Consider the following 17,253-nt stretch of genomic DNA (forward strand, 5'->3'; position numbering starts at 1 on the left):
GCTGGCCATCCTTGGTCATTGTTCCGGGTCGGTTGTATACGGGGCCAATCTGTATCAACTGCTTTAAATTAAGCACTGATCCTCACATATTTCGCGATTATTTCCGCAGCTTCTGCGCCATGTCACACGGTTGTTATCGCTGGCGAGGTTAAAAGAAATCAGCTGAGTCCGTGGCTAACTAGATCACCGTTCCCCCTATATCGGCCCGGCATCGTGGGCCATCAGCAGAGAAGTTGACCGGCACTCAAATGCACCAGTCCGAGCGGTACAAAGGGCAACAAACAGGTCTTTAATCAAACTGTTTTCACTGTGTCCCTGATATCATTGCCGCACTATCTGGCTTGGGGAGTGACAGGGTGGCAGAGCGAACAGTATTTGACTGGCAGGAACCGATTACATGGGATGGGCCGGGAGCCATTGACGGAGTGGTGGAAAAGTTGGCCGGTGATCGGCTGGATCGCGTCCGCTATGCCGAATTTCTCACCAACTATCTCGCCGCCGAAGGCAAGCAGCGCAACTATGTGCTCAACATCAATGCCGAGTGGGGGGCGGGGAAAACCTGGTTTATCAAGCGCTGGTATATGGAGTTGAAAGCGCACTATCCCACCGTCTATATCGATGCCTGGCAGCAGGACTTTTCCGATGATCCCTTATTGACGGTTATTTCATCGATCATTGAACAACTGAAAGAAGAAGCGGGTAGCCCTCAGCTTTCCCCCTATCTGTCGACCAAATTGGCATCATTGTTAAAAGCAACTGCGCCGATAGTGACCAAAGCATTGTTTAAAAAAGTTTCTGGCATCAATGTCGATGAAGTCCAGGATATTATTACGGCGGATGACGCGGGCAAACTGGTTGAATCACTTTTTCAAGATACTCGTAAAAAGACAGAAGCAGTACAGTTGCTCAAGCATGAAATAAAGCAGTGGGTAGAGGCGATTATTGGCAAGAAAAAGAAACAGGCACCCGCATTTATCCTGATTGATGAGCTGGATCGCTGCCGCCCCTCCTATGCGGTAGAAATGCTGGAAACCATCAAGCATATTTTCGATATACCCGGCGTGGTCTTTGTCTTGGCAACGGATACCGAGCAGTTGCAGCATGCCATAAAGGTAATATATGGCGAAGGGTTTGATGCCCAGAATTATCTTGGGCGTTTTTTTCAGAGAAGATTCACATTAAATAGAAAGTCTAGGCGTGAATTTATCTCGAATATATTAGAAGTTAGGTCACTACCAGACGGTTCAGCCATGATGTGGCCTGAATTGAATAATCCGCGAGCCTTACTGGAGGTAGTTACTGCGGTCAGTGATAGCTTAGAGTTAAGTTTAAGGCAAACAGAACAAATAATAGACCGTTTGCTTTTTGTTATATCCAAACCTAGGAGGAAAAAGGTTAACCTGATTTTTCTTATGTATCTTTTTGCACTACATGAAAAAGACTATCAATTATACTCAGGTGTTGCTGATGGAACTCTGTTATACACACAAGATAAATCCCGTGAGAAAGCTTTCGCACATAAAATCAGTCTTAAAAAAGATGTAACTATGGCGATTTTTATCAGAGCTAACACTGAACTTGGCGGTGTTATCTCTGGTACATACGGAAAGGGTGATATAGAAAATCCATTTGATGACACAATTTACAATGTGTCTCTTGGTGAAATAATGTGTTACTCGTATCAGTTCATGTTGAATAATTCGTATAGGCATAGAGATGATCATGAATTAAAAATTATTGCTGAAAAATTTGATAATAATAGCGGTCTAAATGTGCAAGAAAATTCTATCTTGGCCAAGAAGGAACTATCTTCATTAGAGTGTGATCTTTCTCTATATAAAAATTTGGTTGAGCTGGCCGTGCATCTTGACTAAATAAAGCCGAGAAATCCCGGCTTTATTATCAGTTTATTTATTATGCCGCTCATAAAGCCGCTGCACCACATCCTGTAATCCCAGCCCTTCGTTTTGCAGCAGCACGGTGAGGTGGTAGAGCAGATCGGCGGATTCGTTAATGAGCTCCTCCCGATCCTTGGCCATGGCGGCCAGCGCCACTTCCACACCCTCTTCACCGACCTTCTGGGCGATCCGCTTGGTGCCTTTGCCGTAGAGGCTGGCGGTGTAGCTGGTGGCCGGATCGGCCCCTTTGCGGGCCGCCAGGATCTGTTCCAGCTCAGCCAGAAAACCGAGTGGCGGCAGCGGGTGGCCGTTAAAGCAGGAGGTTGTCCCTTTGTGGCAGGTGGGGCCGACGGGGTTGGCGGCAATCAGCAGGGAATCCTGATCGCAGTCGGTGCTGATGGCCACGAGTTGGAGCACATTGCCCGAGCTTTCACCCTTGGTCCAGAGCCGCTGTTTGCTGCGGCTAAAGAAGGTGACCTGACCGGTGGTCTGGGTCTTTTCCAGCGCCTCGCGGGTCATAAAGCCCTGCATCAGCACCTCGCCACTGGCGGCGTGCTGGACGATGGCGGGGATCATGCCGTCGCACTTAGCCCAGTCGAGCTGTTCAATTAATAAGCTGGAATTATGCACGGGAATCGGCTCCTCTATTATCAGACCGGCACTCAGGGCGGGGGATCATGGCGCATTTGCACTTTTCCCAATCGAGCCGCTCCACGAGCGGGATCGGGTTTGCAATCTCTTGATTATTCACGGATGGCGACTCCTTCATTTTTCAGCCAGCGTTTCAATTCGGGAATGGGAATAAGGCCCTTGTGGAACACCGAGGCGGCCAGCGCTCCGTCCACATCGGCGAGGGTAAAGGCATCGCGAAAGTGTTCCATGGCACCGGCGCCGCCGGAGGCAATTAACGGTACCTTGCAGACGCTGCGTACCAGCTTGAGCTGTTCAAGGTCATAACCTTGGCGCATGCCGTCCTGATTCATCACGTTCAGCACGATTTCGCCCGCGCCGCGTTTTTGCACCTCCTGCACCCAGTCGAGGGTGTGCCAGGCGGTGGTGCGGGTGCGGCTCTCGTCACCGGTAAACTGTTTGACCTGATAGTGGCCCGTTTCGGCGTCGAAGTAGGAGTCGATCCCCACCACCACGCACTGTACGCCAAAGCGCTCGGCCAACCGGCTGATGAGGGTCGGATCGGCCAGCGCCGGGGAGTTGATGGAGACCTTGTCGGCACCAAATTCGAGGATCTGGCGGGCATCCTCCACGCTTTTGATGCCACCGGCGACGCAGAAGGGAATATCGATCACCTCCGCCACTCGGCTCACCCAGCTCTTGTCCACCACCCGCTCGTCGCTGGAGGCGGTGATGTCATAGAACACCAGCTCGTCAGCGCCCTCCTCGGCGTAGCGGCGGGCGAGTTCGACAATGCCGCCCATCACCTCGTGGTTGCGAAATTGTACCCCCTTGACCACCACGCCATCTTTCACGTCGAGGCAGGGGATAATGCGTCTTGCCAGCATCAGTTGCCTCCTGTGGTATCGGCTGCGGGGGCTTGCCAGCAGGCGATGGCGTCACCCACCGAGAACTTGCCCTCCAGCAGGGCGCGGCCAAGGATGATCCCTTTGACGCCGGAGCCCTTGAGCGCCTCGATATCCGCGATGCGGCCAATACCGCCGGAGGCCTGAAAGGCGACGATCGGGTAGCGGGCGCAGAGATCCCGATAGAGCTCGACGTTGGTGCCAGCCAGGGTGCCGTCACGGCTGATATCGGTGCAGAGCACATGCTTGAGCCCGGCGGGGAGGAAGCGCTCGATCAGCGCCTCGATGGTCACACCGCTGTTCTCCTGCCAGCCTGCTACCGCGATATGGCGATTGCCCTGCTCATCGATATTGACGTCCAGCGCCAGCACGATTTGCTCGGGGCCATATTTCTCCATCCAGCTCGCAACCAGATCCGGGGATTTGACGGCGGTGGAGCCAATCACCACCCGGCTGGCGCCGGCGGCCAGCAGATCCGCCACATCCTGTTCGGTGCGCACGCCGCCGCCGACCTGCACCGGCGCTTCGGTGGCCGACAGCAGTTGGGTCAGCAGGGGCAATTGGCGCGCCTTGGCATCCTTGGCACCGTCCAGATCCACCAGATGGAGCTGCACCGCCCCCTGGGAGACATATTCATCGAAGCGGGCCTGCGGGCTGCTGCTGTATTCGGTCTTCTGCTCGTAGTCCCCCTGATAGAGGCGAACTACCTGACCGTTGATAAGGTCAATTGCGGGAATGATCATTCATAGCTCCAGAAAATTTTGCAGCAAACGGGCACCGGCTGCGCCAGAGCGCTCCGGGTGGAATTGGGCGCCAAAGAAGTTGTCACGGGCCACAATCGCGGTAAAAGGGTTGCCGTAGTCACAGGTCGCCAGCGTTGCTTCTGTCACCTCCAGCGCATAGGAGTGCACGAAGTAGAAGTAGCTGCCGCTCGGGATCCCCTTGAGCAGAGGATGGCTCTCATCATGCTCAATCTGATTCCAGCCCATATGGGGCAGGCGCATGCTTGACTGGTGTAAGGTGCCCACCTCCATCAGCTTGATCCTGCCCGGCACTATGCCAAGGCAGTCGATAAGCCGCTCTGACGAGTCATCCGTACCCATGCTCTCTTCGGAGGCCTCTGCCAGCATCTGCATGCCGAGGCAAAAGCCCAGCAGCGGCTGCTTGGCGGCGCGAATAAGGGGCACCAGCCCCCGTTCATTGAGGTTCTTCATGGCGGCCACCGCAGTGCCGACACCGGGCAGGATCAGCTTGTCCGCCTCCTCGATATCGGCGGCCTGGCTTGAGACCAGCGGCTGCACGCCGAGGCGCTCGAACGCCATTCTGACCGAGGCCAGATTGGCGCAGCCGGTATCGATAATGACCAGCTTCTGCTTGCTCACATCCATCACAGCACTCCCTTGCTGGAGGGAAGTTCGCTCCCTTCCACCCGAATGGCCTGACGCAGGGCGCGGCCAAAGCCTTTGAACAGCGCCTCTACCTGATGGTGGGTATTGCCGCTGCCCACCTTCATCTGCAATGTGATGGCCATGGCATCGGAGAGGGAGCGGAAGAAGTGGGGCACCATCTCGGTGGCCATCTCACCCACCTTGTCGCTGCCAAAACCGCTCGGGCAGTCAAACACGAAGTAGGGGCGACCGCTCAAGTCCAGCGCGGTGCTCACCTCCTGCTCGGTCAGTGGGCGTGCATCGATCACCGCCTGCACCTCGTCCATTGCCAGCACGAAGCCGAAACGGCCGATCCCGCGCTTGTTGCCAAGGGCCTGACGCAGTGCCTGACCCAGCGCCAGCCCGACGTCTTCCACCGTGTGGTGATCGTCGATATGCAGATCGCCGCTGACGTTCAGCTTGAGCTGGAAACCGGCGTGGGTGGCAATTTGATCCAGCATGTGATCAAAGAAGCCGATGCCGGTGGCGATCTGGTTGCCGCTACTCTTGTCCAAATCTAGCGCCACTTGAATTCGCGTCTCCTTGGTGTAGCGCTCCACCGAGGCTACGCGCCCCTTGGATAACAGCTGATCACGGATGGCGAGCCAGTCGTGATCCTGCGGGTGGTAGCGAATCCCGCTAATGCCCATGTTCTCTGCCAGCTGCAGATCGGTCTGTCTGTCACCAATCACGAAGGAGTTGGCAAAGTCGATGCGGCCCGAGGCGAGGTACTCCTTCACCAACCCGAGGTGGGGCTTGCGACAGCTGCAACCGTCGGTGGGGAAGTGCGGGCAGATCAGCACCTGTTCCCACTTCACCCCTTGCGATTCAAACAGGTGCATCATCAGGTCGTGGGGTGGCTGGAAGTTCTCCAGCGGCAGGCTGGCGGTGCCCAGTCCATCCTGATTGGTCACCATCACCAGCACGTAACCGGCGGCCTGCAACTCGCGCAGCACCGGAATGACCATGGGCTCGAAGCGCAGCTTGGCGAGGCTATCCACCTGCTTGTCGGTCACCGGCTCTTCAATCAGGGTGCCGTCGCGGTCGATAAACAAAAACGGGGTCTTCATCGCTACATCCTTGTTTTAAAGAGAGGGAGAGGGCAGATCACGCAGTACCGCCAGTACGGCATCCATCTCGCCCTGATAGCCGATGGTGACGCGAATGCTGTTGTCCAGACCCGGCTTGCTGGAGAAATCCCGCAGTATGATGCCGGCGGCCTTCATGGCGGCAAAGACGGTGGCGCCATCCACAAAGCGCACCAGCACGAAGTTGCCCTTGTCTTCGAACACTTCCTTCACGCAGGCAAGCGTTGCCAGCTCTGCCTTGAAGGCGGCTTTTTGCTTGTTGAGCTCCACCACTCGCTCGCGCATCAGCTCCAGCCCCATGGGGGAGAGGGCCTGCGCCGCGATCTGGGCGATGGGCTCGGGGATGGGATAGGGGGCGATCACCTTGGCCAGCATGGCGATCACCTCGGGGCTCGCCAGCGTAAAGCCGCAGCGGATCCCCGCCAGAGCAAAGGCTTTGGAGAGGGTGCGGGTCACCACCAGATTGGGGAAGCGAGCAAGCAGATCCACCACGGATGCCTCGGGGCAGAACTCGATATAGGCCTCGTCTACCACCACGATGGCGCGATCCCGCGCTTTTTCCAGCAGGGCGATAAGGCCGTCGCGCCCCACCAGATCCCCGGTGGGGTTGTTGGGGGAGCAGAGGAACACCAGTTTCACGTCACTGAGGCGATCGGCGATGGCGGGCCAGTCAGGCTGGCGGCTGGCGGTCAGCGGCTGCTCGACGATGCCCACGCCACAGGTCTCGGCGCTGATGGCGTACATGCCGTAGGTGGGCGGGCAGATGAGGATCTGATCTTCACCCGCTTCGCAGAAGGTGCGAATAAGCAGCTCGATGGCCTCGTCGGCGCCGCGGCTCACCAGCACCTGATCCGGATTGACCCCGGCATAGGCGGCATAGCCGTTCACCACCTCGGCCGGTTGGCACTCGGGGTAGCGGTTGAGGCGGCTCCCCTCGATGGTGAAGGGATAGGCCAGCGGTGCTTCGTTGGCATTGAGCCAGACGTGGCCCTTGCCGCCGATGCGGCGGGCAGATTGATAAGGGGTGAGGGCCCGCACCACGCGGCGCGCCAGATTGGCAATACTCATAACAAATCCTTCTGCTGTGCTGTTTGTTGGGGCGCGGCGGCCAGGGCGTTCAACCTGAGGGTGACGGCATTCTTGTGGCCATCGAGCCCCTCGGCCTGGGCGATGCGCTCGACTATAGGGCCAAGGCCGCGAATACCTTCGGTGCTCAGCTCCTGCACCGTGTAGCGGCGCTGATAATCGGCAAGGCCAAGGCTGGAGCAGGTGCGGGCATAGCCATAGGTAGGCAGAGTGTGGTTGGTGCCGCTGGCGTAATCGCCGACTGATTCTGGTGTCCATGCTCCCAGAAAGATGGAACCGGCATTCTCAAGCTGGTCCAGCAGCTCGCGGGGTGCGCGGGTCTGCACAATCAGGTGCTCCGGCGCGTAGGCGTTGGAGATGGCACACGCCTCGGCCAGATCGTCACAGAGGATCACCAGACTGCTGCCGAGCGCCTGCGCGGCGATATCGCGGCGGCTCAGTTTGGCCAGCTGGCTCTTGATCTCCCCTGCGATGGCATCGGCCAGCAGCGGTGAGGTGGTCACCAGCACCACCTGGCTGTCGGGGCCATGCTCGGCCTGGGAGAGCAGATCCGCCGCCACGAAGGCGGGGTTGGCGCTCTCGTCGGCAATCACCAGCACCTCGGAGGGGCCAGCTGGCATGTCGATGGCAGCGCCGCGCCAGTCGCGGGAAACCTGCCCCTTGGCTTCGGTCACATAGGCGTTGCCCGGGCCGAAGATCTTGTCCACCTTGGGAATGCTCTCGGTGCCGTATGCCATCGCCGCGATGGCCTGGGCGCCGCCGATGGCGAACACCTTCTCGACCCCGCAGGCGCGGGCGGCAAACAGGATCTCGTCGCTGGCGGGGGACGGGGTGCAGAGCACCACTTCACGGCAACCGGCGATAGCCGCCGGAATAGCCAGCATCATCACGGTGGAGGGGAGCGGCGCGCTGCCGCCAGGCACATAGAGGCCGACCCGGTTGATGGGCTGGGTGCGCAGCTCGCACACCACCCCGGGCTGGGTTTCTACCCGTACCACTGGCGGCACTTGCGCGGCGTGGAAGGTGCGAATATTGGCAATGGCCGCTTCGATGGCGCTTTTTATCTCGTCATCCAGCCGCGCGCAGGCGGCTTCAATCTCGGCCTCGCTAACGCGCAGCTGTTCACGGGGGGCGCGCTCGAAGCGCTGGCTCAGCTCGCGCAGGGCCTCATCGCCACGGCTGCGCACAGCGGCGATGATATCTCGCACCACGGCGCCGATATCCGCCTCGTCACTCAAGGCCGGTCGGGTCAGCACGTCGGCCTGCTGGGCGGGGGAGAGGGTTTTCCAGATCAGGGTCTGCATGATACCCCTTCCTTATTCCATCATTTTTTCGATGGGCAGCACCAGAATGGAGCTGGCACCCAGAGCCTTGAGCTGCTCCATGGTCTCCCAGAACAGGGTCTCGCTGGAGACGACGTGCAGCGCCACCTGATTGGTGTCACCGGCCAGTTGCATGATGGTGGGGCGCTCGGCACCCGGTAGCAGATCGGTGATGGCATCGAGCTTGTCTTTGGGGGCGTGCAGCATGATGTACTTGCTCTCGCGGGCCTGCTGCATCCCCTGAATGCGGGGCAGCAGTTTGTCGATGAGCTTCTGCTTGGCATCGGACAAGGGGTTGGGGGCCTGTACCAGCACCGCTTTGGAGCGGTAGATCACCTCCACCTCTTTCAGGCCATTGGCTTCCAGGGTCGCGCCGGTGGAGACCAGATCGCAGATGGCATCGGCCAGGCCCGCGCGGGGCGCCACTTCCACCGAGCCGCCCAGCATCACGCTCTTGAAGCCAAGGCCCTTTTCATCAAAGAAGCGCTTGAGCAGCCCGGGGTAGGAGGTCGCGATGCGCTTGCCGGCAAGGCTCTCTGGCCCTGTGTAGGTCACATCTTCCGGCACCGCCAGCGAGAGGCGGCAGCCACCGAAGTCCAGCTGCTTGAGGGTTTTGACCTCGAAGGGCAGTCCCTGTGAAGCGCGAATAAGCTGCACCTCTTCCAGCACGTTCTCGCCGATGATGCCAAGGTCAACCACCCCTTCCATCACCAGACCCGGGATGTCGTCATCGCGCACCCGCAAGATATCGATGGGCATGTTCTCGACATGGGCGATAAGGCGCTGCTCGCGCAGGTTGATTTTCAGGCCGCAGCTCTTGAACAGGGCTTGGGAGTCCTGGCTCAGACGACCGGACTTTTGCATGGCGATACGCAGACGTTGTGTTTCCATTGCTCGATTTCCTTCTAGTCAAAAACGAAAAAACCCTCGGAAGTGGGTGCTTCCGAGGGTTTATGAATCTTGCGGTCCTTTTGGAAGTCACCAGTTAAGTGTCTTCCAGCAGTCAACCTCCTGAAAGACTAGTCGGGATGATGATGGTGGTGATGAGTCTTCAGGGTGGTGAACTTCATGTAATCAATCCTTTACAAAATAAGATGTCGTAATTGACGCCTGATTTAAACTACCTGCCTTGACAGAAAATGCAACCCGAAATTGTGATTTGATCGATTAAAGTGGCGAAAACGGTTTTCTGGTCGATAACTAGACAATAACCCCTGCAGGAGTCGCCATCATGCCCAGCCAGGACCTGTTGTTCCCCATTTTGCCCCGGGCACCTGCCGCGCCCGGCAGCGAAGAGATCAAGCGGGAAGTGAATCAGATCAGCAAGAAGCATCAGCTGCGCAAGACCAGCACTGACAACAGTGATTCTCAGCAGCGCCAGCAGGCGTATAACACGCCCGCCAAACGTGATCAGCCCAAGGCGGAGGAAGGTGATCACAAGCCGGATCCCGAGCATCAGATCGATCTGTTCGTCTAGGCAGATTATCTGTCCCGCTTTTGCCGCGCTTTTGGCATAATGGCCGCTTTTGCTGCGGGACGCCCTTTTGACCATCCAGACCCTGTTCAAGCCAGATGGCCCTCTGGCCAGCCATATCGACGGTTTCAAAGCCCGCGCTCCCCAACTGGAGATGGCCGAAGCGGTCGCGCGCGCCATCAAAAGTGGTGGCCGTCTGCTGGTGGAGGCGGGGACTGGTACCGGCAAGACTTACGCCTATCTGGTGCCAGCGCTGGAATCCGGCAAACGGGTGGTGATCAGCACCGGCTCCAAGAACCTGCAGGAGCAGCTCTTCTATCGGGATCTCCCGACCATCACAGGAGCGCTCTCCTACACCCCGCCGGTGGCCTTGCTCAAGGGGCGCAGCAACTATCTCTGCATCGAGCGGATGAACCGGCTCTTGAGCGAATCCCATCTGCAAAAGCCTGAGATCCTGAACGATCTGGTGAAGGTCAAATCCTGGTCTACCGCCACCGATAACGGCGATGTGGGGGATATTCCGGGATTGCAGGAGAACGCCGAGATCCTCGCCCACGTCACCAGCACCAACGACAATTGTCTCGGTCGCGACTGCCCCTATTACGACGACTGCCATCTGGTGGTGGCTCGACGCCGCGCCATGGATGCCCAGGTGGTGGTGATCAACCATCACCTCTTCTTCGCCGATATGGCGGTGAAAGACACGGGATTTGGTGAGTTGGTGCCGGAGGCGCAAGTCTATGTGTTTGATGAAGCCCATCAGTTGCCGGAGATCGCTACCAACTACTTCGGCAAGTCGGTAGGCAGCCGAACAATTCAGGATCTGGCGCAGGATATCCAGCTGGCCTATCGGGCAGAGGCGCACGACATGGCCCAGCTCGGCAAGGCGGCGGACCGGCTCGCTATCGCCAGTCAGGATTTGCGTCTTGCCTTCGGAGTGGATGGCGGTCGCGGCAATACCCGCGACATGCTGCGCCAGCCGCTTTGGGGGCAGGCTTTGGCTCGTCTCAACGACGCCATCGGGCTTTGCTACGAAGTGCTCAAACTGGCTCTCGGCCGGGGTGAGCAGCTGGATCACGCCTTCGAGCGCATCAGTGAACTGCGCACCCGTCTTGGCGAGGTGCTGGCGGTTAACCAGACCGGTTTCTCCTACTGGTACGATTGCTCACGGCTTCATTTCACCCTCAATCTGACGCCGCTGTCGGTGGCCGAGCGATTCAGTGCCGAGGTGCAAAGACCGGAAGTAGCCTGGGTCTTCACCTCCGCCACCCTGACGGTGGATATGCGTTTTGATCACTTCAAGGCCGAGCTGGGGCTGGCGGATAGCGCCGAGCTTATTCTCGACAGCCCGTTCGACTATGGCGAGCAGGCGCGTCTCTGTGTGCCCCGTTATCTACCGGAGCCCAACGCCTTTGGCCGTGGAGAGCAGCTGGCCAATCTGATGATCCCCCTCATCAACAAGACGCCAGGGGGCTGTTTCTTCCTCTGCACCAGCCATCAGGTGATGCGTCAGGTAGCCGAGGTGCTGCGCCGGGAGATTGGCCGCACCGTCTTGTTGCAGGGGGAGGACAACAAGCAGCGGCTGCTCAAGGAGTTTGTCGAGAATGGCCGTGCCGTGCTGGTGGCGACCAGCAGTTTCTGGGAGGGGATCGACGTGCGAGGGGCGGCGTTGTCGTGTGTTATCATCGACAAGCTGCCGTTTGCCAGCCCCGATGATCCGCTGCTCAAGGCGCGGGTGGATGATTGCAAGCTCAAGGGGGGTGATCCCTTCGCCGAGCTGCAGTTGCCCAAGGCGGTGATTGCCCTCAAGCAGGGGGTGGGGCGGCTTATTCGTGATCGCAGTGATCACGGGGTACTGGTGATCTGTGATCCACGCATGGTCAACAAGCCTTATGGCGCCACCTTTATCAAGAGTCTGCCCGCCATCCCCCGTACCCGGGAGTTGGGAACGTTGGGGAGTTTTTTCGATCGCACTGAACGCGGTGAATAAGTGTGCCGCCAGCTAACAGATTTGAACAACGGGTGAGCATATCTCGCTTGCCTGTTATGTAATTGACTGATTTTATAGAGATTGGAAAGCATGAACGAGTTGAAGATCCTGGCCGTTGATACCGCCACCGAAGCCTGCTCCGCCGCCTTGCTGGTGGGTGACAAGCTGTTCTCCCGCTGGGAGGAGGCGCCACGGGATCACACCCGAAAAATCCTGCCCATGGTTCAGGCTGTGTTAGAGGATGCCGGGATAAGTTTGAGTGACCTTGATGCCATCGCGTTTGGTCGCGGCCCGGGCTCCTTTACCGGCGTGCGGATCGGCATCAGTGTGGCGCAAGGTCTGGCGTTTGGTGCGGGTGTGCCGCTGATTGGCATCTCGACCCTGGCTGCCATGGCGCAAGGAGCCTATCGACTGGATGGCGCCCAGCAGGTGCTGACCGCCATCGATGCGCGGATGAACGAGGTCTATTTCGGCCGCTATGAGCTGATTGATGGCCGCATGCAGCTGGTGGGTGACGAGGTGGTGAGCGATCCCGTGGCGTTGGTTGACGCCGGTGGCAAGCTGGCGGGCCCTGTGACCTGCGTCGGCACCGGTTTTGAAACCTATGGCGAGACCCTGAGTGGTCTGGCCGATGAGCTGGCGGAGAGTCAGGTGCGCTTCCCGGCGGCAGAGGACATGCTGCCGCTGGCCCGCGCCGCCTGGCTGGCGGGGGAGGCGGTGCCTGTGGAGCAGGCGACGCCGGTTTATTTGCGTGACAAGGTGACCTGGAAAAAACTGCCGGGTCGCGAATAAGGGCAGGAGCACTGATAGCATGTCGCTCTTGCCGCTCATCAGCTGCAACAAAAGCGGATGGCCCCGACAGGCCACGCTGGCAACAGGAGAGTGACATGATGCGTAATACCAGAAGCGATATGATGAAACGCACTATGGTGGTCGGGTCGCTGGCTCTGCTGCTCGGGGCCTGTAGCTCGGTTCCCAAGGAGCTGGCCTATGAACCAGAAAACCAGCTGGTGGCCTATCAGCCCGCCCTTGGCGGAATGGAGGGCAAACCGGCCCGCTGGAGCGGCGTTATCTCGGCGGTGCACAACAAGGCGGATCAGAGCGTTATTGAAGTGGTCTATCTGCCGCTTAAATCCAACGGTGTGCCGGAGCAGACCGAGCAGAGCCCGGGGCGTTTTCTGGCCATCATGAAGGGTTTTGTCGATCCGACCCTCTACGCCAAGGGGCGCAGCCTGACGGTGCTTGGCACCATAGGCCAACCGGTTGATAGCCAGATTGGCGAGCACAAGTACCGCTTCTCGGTGCTCAATGTGACGGGCAGCAAGCTGTGGCCGCCAGTCAAGGAGGTGGAGGTGCGCTATATGGACCCCTACTTCTATGACCCCTTCTATGCTCCCTTCTGGCCGAGACGGCCGCTGCGTCGCTAAGGCTTGCCATGATTAACGCTATGATGAGCACCATGCACGAGCGGCTGCTTACGCTGGCGGATGGTCGGCAGGTGGCCTTGCTGGAGAATCAATCCGCTGAGCATGATCAGCAGGGCAAACCCCTGTTGATCGCCTTGCATGGCTGGCTCGACAACAGTGCCAGCTTCTTGCCGCTGGCGCCCCATCTGGGGGATTTTCACCTCATCTGTGTCGATCTGCCGGGACATGGTCACTCCGATCACAAAACCACCCCTTATGTCTTTGTTGACTGGCTGGACGATCTCTACCAGATCGTGCAGGCGGCAGGCTGGTCGCGCTTCACTCTGCTCGGTCACTCCCTCGGGGCGCTGATCGCCTCCGCCTATGCCGGGGTGTTCCCCGAACAGGTGGAGCGGTTGGTCATGCTGGAGGGGCTGGGGCCGCTGAGCCAGCCCGATGAGGAGGTACCTGCCCAGCTGCGACGTGCAATTTTAAACCGCAGCCGCACCCGGGAGCGCAGTGCCAACGGCTTTGCCTCCATCGATGAGGCTGTCGCCGCCCGTTGCAAAGTGGCGGATATCACGCCGCAGGCGGCGCGTCTTATCTGTGAACGGCAGCTTGAGATGAGGGCAGGCCGCTGGCACTGGCGCAGCGACCCCCGCTTGCGGGATCTGTCGCCCCTGAGAATGAGCGAAGGACAAGCTCGTGCACTGATGGCGGCTATCCGTTGTCCGGTGCTGTTGATTCAGGGGGAACAGGGCTTTGCTGCGCTTGAAGCCCAATGGCAGGCCCGTCAGGATGCCTTCCAGCAGATCGAGCGGGTCATATTGGGTGGAAACCACCATTTTCATATGGAAAATTCGGTTGATACGGCCGTTTGTATCGTAAAGTTTTGTCAAGTTCGGTAGAATCGCCAGCTTTCAATAATTCCAGGTTTGTTTTCTCCCTCACATTTTTCTGTTGTTAATTTGCTGTTAATTGATGTTGCGCTGTGTAAATATGTGCGGCATTAGAGCATCAGCTTAAAACAACCGATTAAAATGGATGTGAACCGGGACGGAGGCAACACAGTGAGCGCACAGGTGCTAGTTATGCAGGAGAAGTTTGTGGAAAAAGTCTGGCTGAAACGTTATCCGGAAGGGGTCCCCGCCGAGATCAATCCAGACCAATACAGCTCCCTGGTCGAGATGTTCGAATCCTCGGTAACCCAGTTTGCCGATCAGCCCGCCTTCGTCAACATGGGCCAAACCATCACCTACCGCCGGCTGGAAGAGCAGTCCCGCGCCTTTGCTGCCTACCTGCAAAACGAGCTGAAGCTGGAGAAAGGGGATCGGGTTGCGGTGATGATGCCTAACCTGCTGCAATACCCCATCGCCGTGTTCGGCATCCTGCGCGCCGGCATGATCGTGGTCAACGTCAACCCGCTCTATACCCCGCGCGAGCTGGAGCATCAGCTCAAAGATTCGGGTGCCAAGGCCATCGTCATCGTCTCCAACTTCGCCCATACCCTGGAAAAGGTGGTCTACGACACCCCGATCAAGCACGTTATTCTGACCCGGATGGGGGACAATCTGGGGCTGGCCAAGGGCACTCTGGTCAACTTCGTGGTCAAGTACGTCAAGAAGTTGGTGCCGAAATACAATCTGCCCCACGCCACCACCATGCGTCAGGCCCTCTCCAAGGGGCGTTTCCTGCAGTACATCAAACCGGAGATCACCAACGACGATCTCGCCTTCCTGCAGTACACCGGTGGCACCACCGGCCTCTCCAAAGGGGCCATGCTGACCCATCGCAACATGATTGCCAACGTCGAGCAGTGTCTCGGCGTCTACGGCCCCATGCTGGAGCGCGGCAAGGAGTTCGTGGTCACCGCATTGCCCCTCTATCACGTCTTTGCCCTGACCGTGAACTGCCTGCTCTTTATGCGTATCGGCGGTTACAACCTGCTGATCAGCAACCCGCGCGACATCCCAGGCTTTGTCAAAGAGATCAAGAAGTACCCCTTCACCTGCATTACCGGGGTCAACACCCTGTTCAATGCGCTGGTCAACAATGAAGAGTTTCAGGGGATCGCCTTTGACAAGCTAAAGCTGACCATCGGCGGCGGCATGGCGGTGCAGCGCGCGGTCGCGGAGAAGTGGAAGACACTGACCGGCACCCCGCTGCTGGAAGGCTATGGTCTGACCGAGTGCTCACCACTGGTGAGCGTCTGTCCCTACGACCTCACTGATTACAATGGCTCTATCGGTTTGCCGGTCTGCTCTACCGAGATCCGTCTGGTAGATGACAACGGTCAGGTGATCCACGACCTCGGCACCCCGGGCGAAATGCAGGTGCGCGGCCCGCAGGTGATGGTTGGCTACTGGCAGCGCCCCGAGGCGACTGCCGAAGTGATGCAGGATGGCTGGCTCTGTACCGGTGATATCGCCGTGTGCGACGAGCAGGGCTTCTTCAAGATCGTTGACCGCAAGAAGGACATGATCCTGGTCTCAGGTTTCAACGTCTATCCGAACGAGATCGAAGATGTCGTCGCCCTGCACCCGAAAGTGCTGGAAGTGGCCGCTGTCGGCGTGCCGCACAAGGTCTCCGGCGAGCTGGTGAAGATCTTTGTGGTCAAGAAAGATGCAAAATTGCAGGATGACGAGATTATTGCCCACTGCCGCAAACATCTGACTGCCTATAAGGTGCCGAAACTGGTAGAATTTCGTGACGAACTTCCCAAGACCAATGTGGGCAAGATCCTGCGCCGCGTACTGCGCGACGAGGAGATTGCCAAGCAATAACCGGACTGTGGCTGCAGAAGCCTCTGCAAACCAGCACCGTCGTTATGCAAAACCGTGGGTCATCCCACGGTTTTTTCTTTTTGGCCCTGATCAACCGCGCAGGCACAGATGCACTATCAACTTATCACTCAGCAAGACGAACTTGAGCAGTATCTCGCTTCTCTGGCCGACGTTCCCCTGGCTATCGATACTGAATTCGTTCGCACCCGTACCTACTACCCCCAGCTTGGCCTGTTCCAGATCTATGACGGCGAGCATCTGGCGCTGCTGGATCCGCTAACGCTGGAGCTCTCCGCCCTCTGGCAGCGACTGGGCCGGGAAGGGCAGATCGCCATCCTGCACGCCTCTGGTGAAGATCTGGAGCTTATCCAGCATCAGGCGGGCCACCTGCCCAACCAGATGCACGACACCCAGCTGGCAACCGCCTTTCTCGGTTACGGTGTCTCGGTCGGCTTTGGTGCGCTGGTGAATGAATTCCTTGGGGTCGAGCTGGAAAAAGATCAGGCGCGCACCGACTGGCTGGCACGCCCGCTTACGCCGCGTCAACTCGAATACGCTGCGGCGGATGTCTTCTACCTGATGCCTCTCTACGAGAAGGTGATGGCCAAACTGCGGGAAAGCGGCAAGTTTGCCTGGTTCGAGCAGGAGTGCCAGAACCACTCCGCCCGCAAGACCCAGGGTAGTGATCCCCGTCAGGCTTATCTTGAAATCGTCAACGCCTGGCAGCTGGGTCGCCGCGAGCTCGCCATTCTGCGCGAGCTGGCCGCCTGGCGCCAGCAAGAGGCGGTGCGCCGCGATTTGGCTCTGAACTTCGTGGTCAAAGAGCTGCACCTGTTCAAGGTGGCAGAGCGTCGTCCTGCCTCCCTGCGGGATCTCAACGAGCTCGGCCTCTCGCCCATCGAGATCAAGATCCACGGCAAGCGGATGCTCGATATTGTCGCCAAGGCGCAGCAGAGCGATCCTGACAGCTGGCCCGAGCCCATTCGCCGACTGGTGGACTATCCCCAGTACAAGGGCGAGCTCAAGCGGATCAAGGCGCTGGTGGAGGAGAAGGCCAAGGCGAGCAATATTCCGCCCGAGCTGATTGCCAGCAAGAAGATCATTCACCAGTACTTCACCTGGAGCTGGCGGATGAACGACGAAGAGCGGGCCCGCAGCGACAAGCCGATGCTGCTGCAAGGGTGGCGTCATGAGCTGGTCGGTCACCTGCTGGCACAATAAGCCACCTTACGGTTGCACTTATA

At 58.5% G+C, this 17,253-nt stretch carries 16 protein-coding genes and 1 other annotated feature; of the genes, 8 read left to right on the forward strand and 8 right to left on the reverse strand.

The genetic code is table 11. The annotated features are described in order from the left end of the window. Positions 1–356: 356 nt before the first annotated feature. Positions 357–1,874 carry a KAP family P-loop NTPase fold protein gene (locus G5315_RS00365; RefSeq protein WP_421332068.1) on the forward strand — a complete coding sequence of 506 codons (1,518 nt, stop codon included), beginning with the start codon at positions 357–359 and terminating at the stop codon, positions 1,872–1,874. 33 nt (positions 1,875–1,907) lie between these two features. Here G5315_RS00365 and hisIE read toward each other — a convergent pair whose 3' ends face one another. The 8 genes from hisIE to hisG form a co-directional block, all read right to left on the reverse strand. Further along, a complete protein-coding gene (gene hisIE / locus G5315_RS00370) occupies positions 1,908–2,528 on the reverse strand; it encodes a bifunctional phosphoribosyl-AMP cyclohydrolase/phosphoribosyl-ATP diphosphatase HisIE (RefSeq protein WP_362800323.1) in 621 nt (206 codons plus the stop codon). A 113-nt stretch (positions 2,529–2,641) separates the two neighbouring features. Further along, complete coding sequence (hisF, locus tag G5315_RS00375; RefSeq protein ID WP_421332069.1) at positions 2,642–3,415, reverse strand: imidazole glycerol phosphate synthase subunit HisF; 774 nt, start codon at positions 3,413–3,415, stop codon at positions 2,642–2,644. Beyond that, the gene (gene hisA / locus G5315_RS00380) at positions 3,415–4,176 is read right to left on the reverse strand and encodes a 1-(5-phosphoribosyl)-5-[(5-phosphoribosylamino)methylideneamino]imidazole-4-carboxamide isomerase (RefSeq protein WP_421332070.1); all 762 of its coding nucleotides are present in this window, start codon (positions 4,174–4,176) and stop codon (positions 3,415–3,417) included. Before hisA ends, hisF begins: the two co-directional genes overlap by 1 nt. Continuing rightward, on the reverse strand, positions 4,177–4,821 hold the full coding sequence (gene hisH / locus G5315_RS00385) for an imidazole glycerol phosphate synthase subunit HisH (RefSeq protein ID WP_421332071.1): 645 nt from the start codon (positions 4,819–4,821) through the stop codon (positions 4,177–4,179). Continuing rightward, positions 4,821–5,930: a bifunctional histidinol-phosphatase/imidazoleglycerol-phosphate dehydratase HisB gene (gene hisB, locus G5315_RS00390; RefSeq protein ID WP_421254128.1), complete on the reverse strand. Its 1,110-nt coding sequence runs from the start codon at positions 5,928–5,930 to the stop codon at positions 4,821–4,823. The genes hisH and hisB overlap by 1 nt, the downstream gene beginning before the upstream one ends. Positions 5,931–5,945: 15 nt before the next feature. Next, the gene (gene hisC / locus G5315_RS00395) at positions 5,946–7,016 is read right to left on the reverse strand and encodes a histidinol-phosphate transaminase (protein ID WP_421254129.1); all 1,071 of its coding nucleotides are present in this window, start codon (positions 7,014–7,016) and stop codon (positions 5,946–5,948) included. Further along, positions 7,013–8,338: a histidinol dehydrogenase gene (gene hisD, locus G5315_RS00400; RefSeq protein ID WP_421204935.1), complete on the reverse strand. Its 1,326-nt coding sequence runs from the start codon at positions 8,336–8,338 to the stop codon at positions 7,013–7,015. The genes hisC and hisD overlap by 4 nt, the downstream gene beginning before the upstream one ends. A gap of 12 nt (positions 8,339–8,350) precedes the next feature. Next, entirely contained in the window at positions 8,351–9,247 is an 897-nt protein-coding gene (gene hisG / locus G5315_RS00405) for an ATP phosphoribosyltransferase (RefSeq protein WP_071910208.1), read from the reverse strand. A 28-nt stretch (positions 9,248–9,275) separates the two neighbouring features. After that, positions 9,276–9,400: a sequence feature (His leader region), on the reverse strand. Positions 9,401–9,587: 187 nt separating this feature from the next. Between hisG and G5315_RS00410 the strand changes: the two genes are divergently transcribed. The 7 genes from G5315_RS00410 to rnd all read left to right on the forward strand — a co-directional run bounded on the left by G5315_RS00410 (position 9,588) and on the right by rnd (position 17,230). Then, positions 9,588–9,833 (forward strand): hypothetical protein, encoded by a 246-nt coding sequence (locus G5315_RS00410; protein WP_047440092.1) that lies wholly within the window; start codon positions 9,588–9,590, stop codon positions 9,831–9,833. A 67-nt stretch (positions 9,834–9,900) separates the two neighbouring features. Beyond that, on the forward strand, positions 9,901–11,820 hold the full coding sequence (locus G5315_RS00415) for an ATP-dependent DNA helicase (protein ID WP_219594274.1): 1,920 nt from the start codon (positions 9,901–9,903) through the stop codon (positions 11,818–11,820). A 90-nt stretch (positions 11,821–11,910) separates the two neighbouring features. Beyond that, entirely contained in the window at positions 11,911–12,612 is a 702-nt protein-coding gene (gene tsaB, locus G5315_RS00420; RefSeq protein ID WP_219594273.1) for a tRNA (adenosine(37)-N6)-threonylcarbamoyltransferase complex dimerization subunit type 1 TsaB, read from the forward strand. Positions 12,613–12,731: 119 nt separating this feature from the next. Beyond that, entirely contained in the window at positions 12,732–13,247 is a 516-nt protein-coding gene (locus G5315_RS00425) for a Slp family lipoprotein (protein ID WP_421332374.1), read from the forward strand. 20 nt (positions 13,248–13,267) lie between these two features. Next, positions 13,268–14,134, forward strand: coding sequence for an alpha/beta fold hydrolase (locus tag G5315_RS00430; protein ID WP_421255151.1), 867 nt, complete (start codon positions 13,268–13,270; stop codon positions 14,132–14,134). A 198-nt stretch (positions 14,135–14,332) separates the two neighbouring features. Further along, positions 14,333–16,009: a long-chain-fatty-acid--CoA ligase FadD gene (gene fadD, locus G5315_RS00435; protein WP_421204992.1), complete on the forward strand. Its 1,677-nt coding sequence runs from the start codon at positions 14,333–14,335 to the stop codon at positions 16,007–16,009. A 108-nt stretch (positions 16,010–16,117) separates the two neighbouring features. Then, on the forward strand, positions 16,118–17,230 hold the full coding sequence (gene rnd / locus G5315_RS00440) for a ribonuclease D (protein ID WP_421332072.1): 1,113 nt from the start codon (positions 16,118–16,120) through the stop codon (positions 17,228–17,230). Positions 17,231–17,253: the final 23 nt, after the last annotated feature.

Origin of the sequence: Aeromonas sp. 603607 (assembly GCF_049171595.1) — a bacterium.
Lineage (GTDB): Bacteria > Pseudomonadota > Gammaproteobacteria > Enterobacterales > Aeromonadaceae > Aeromonas > Aeromonas veronii.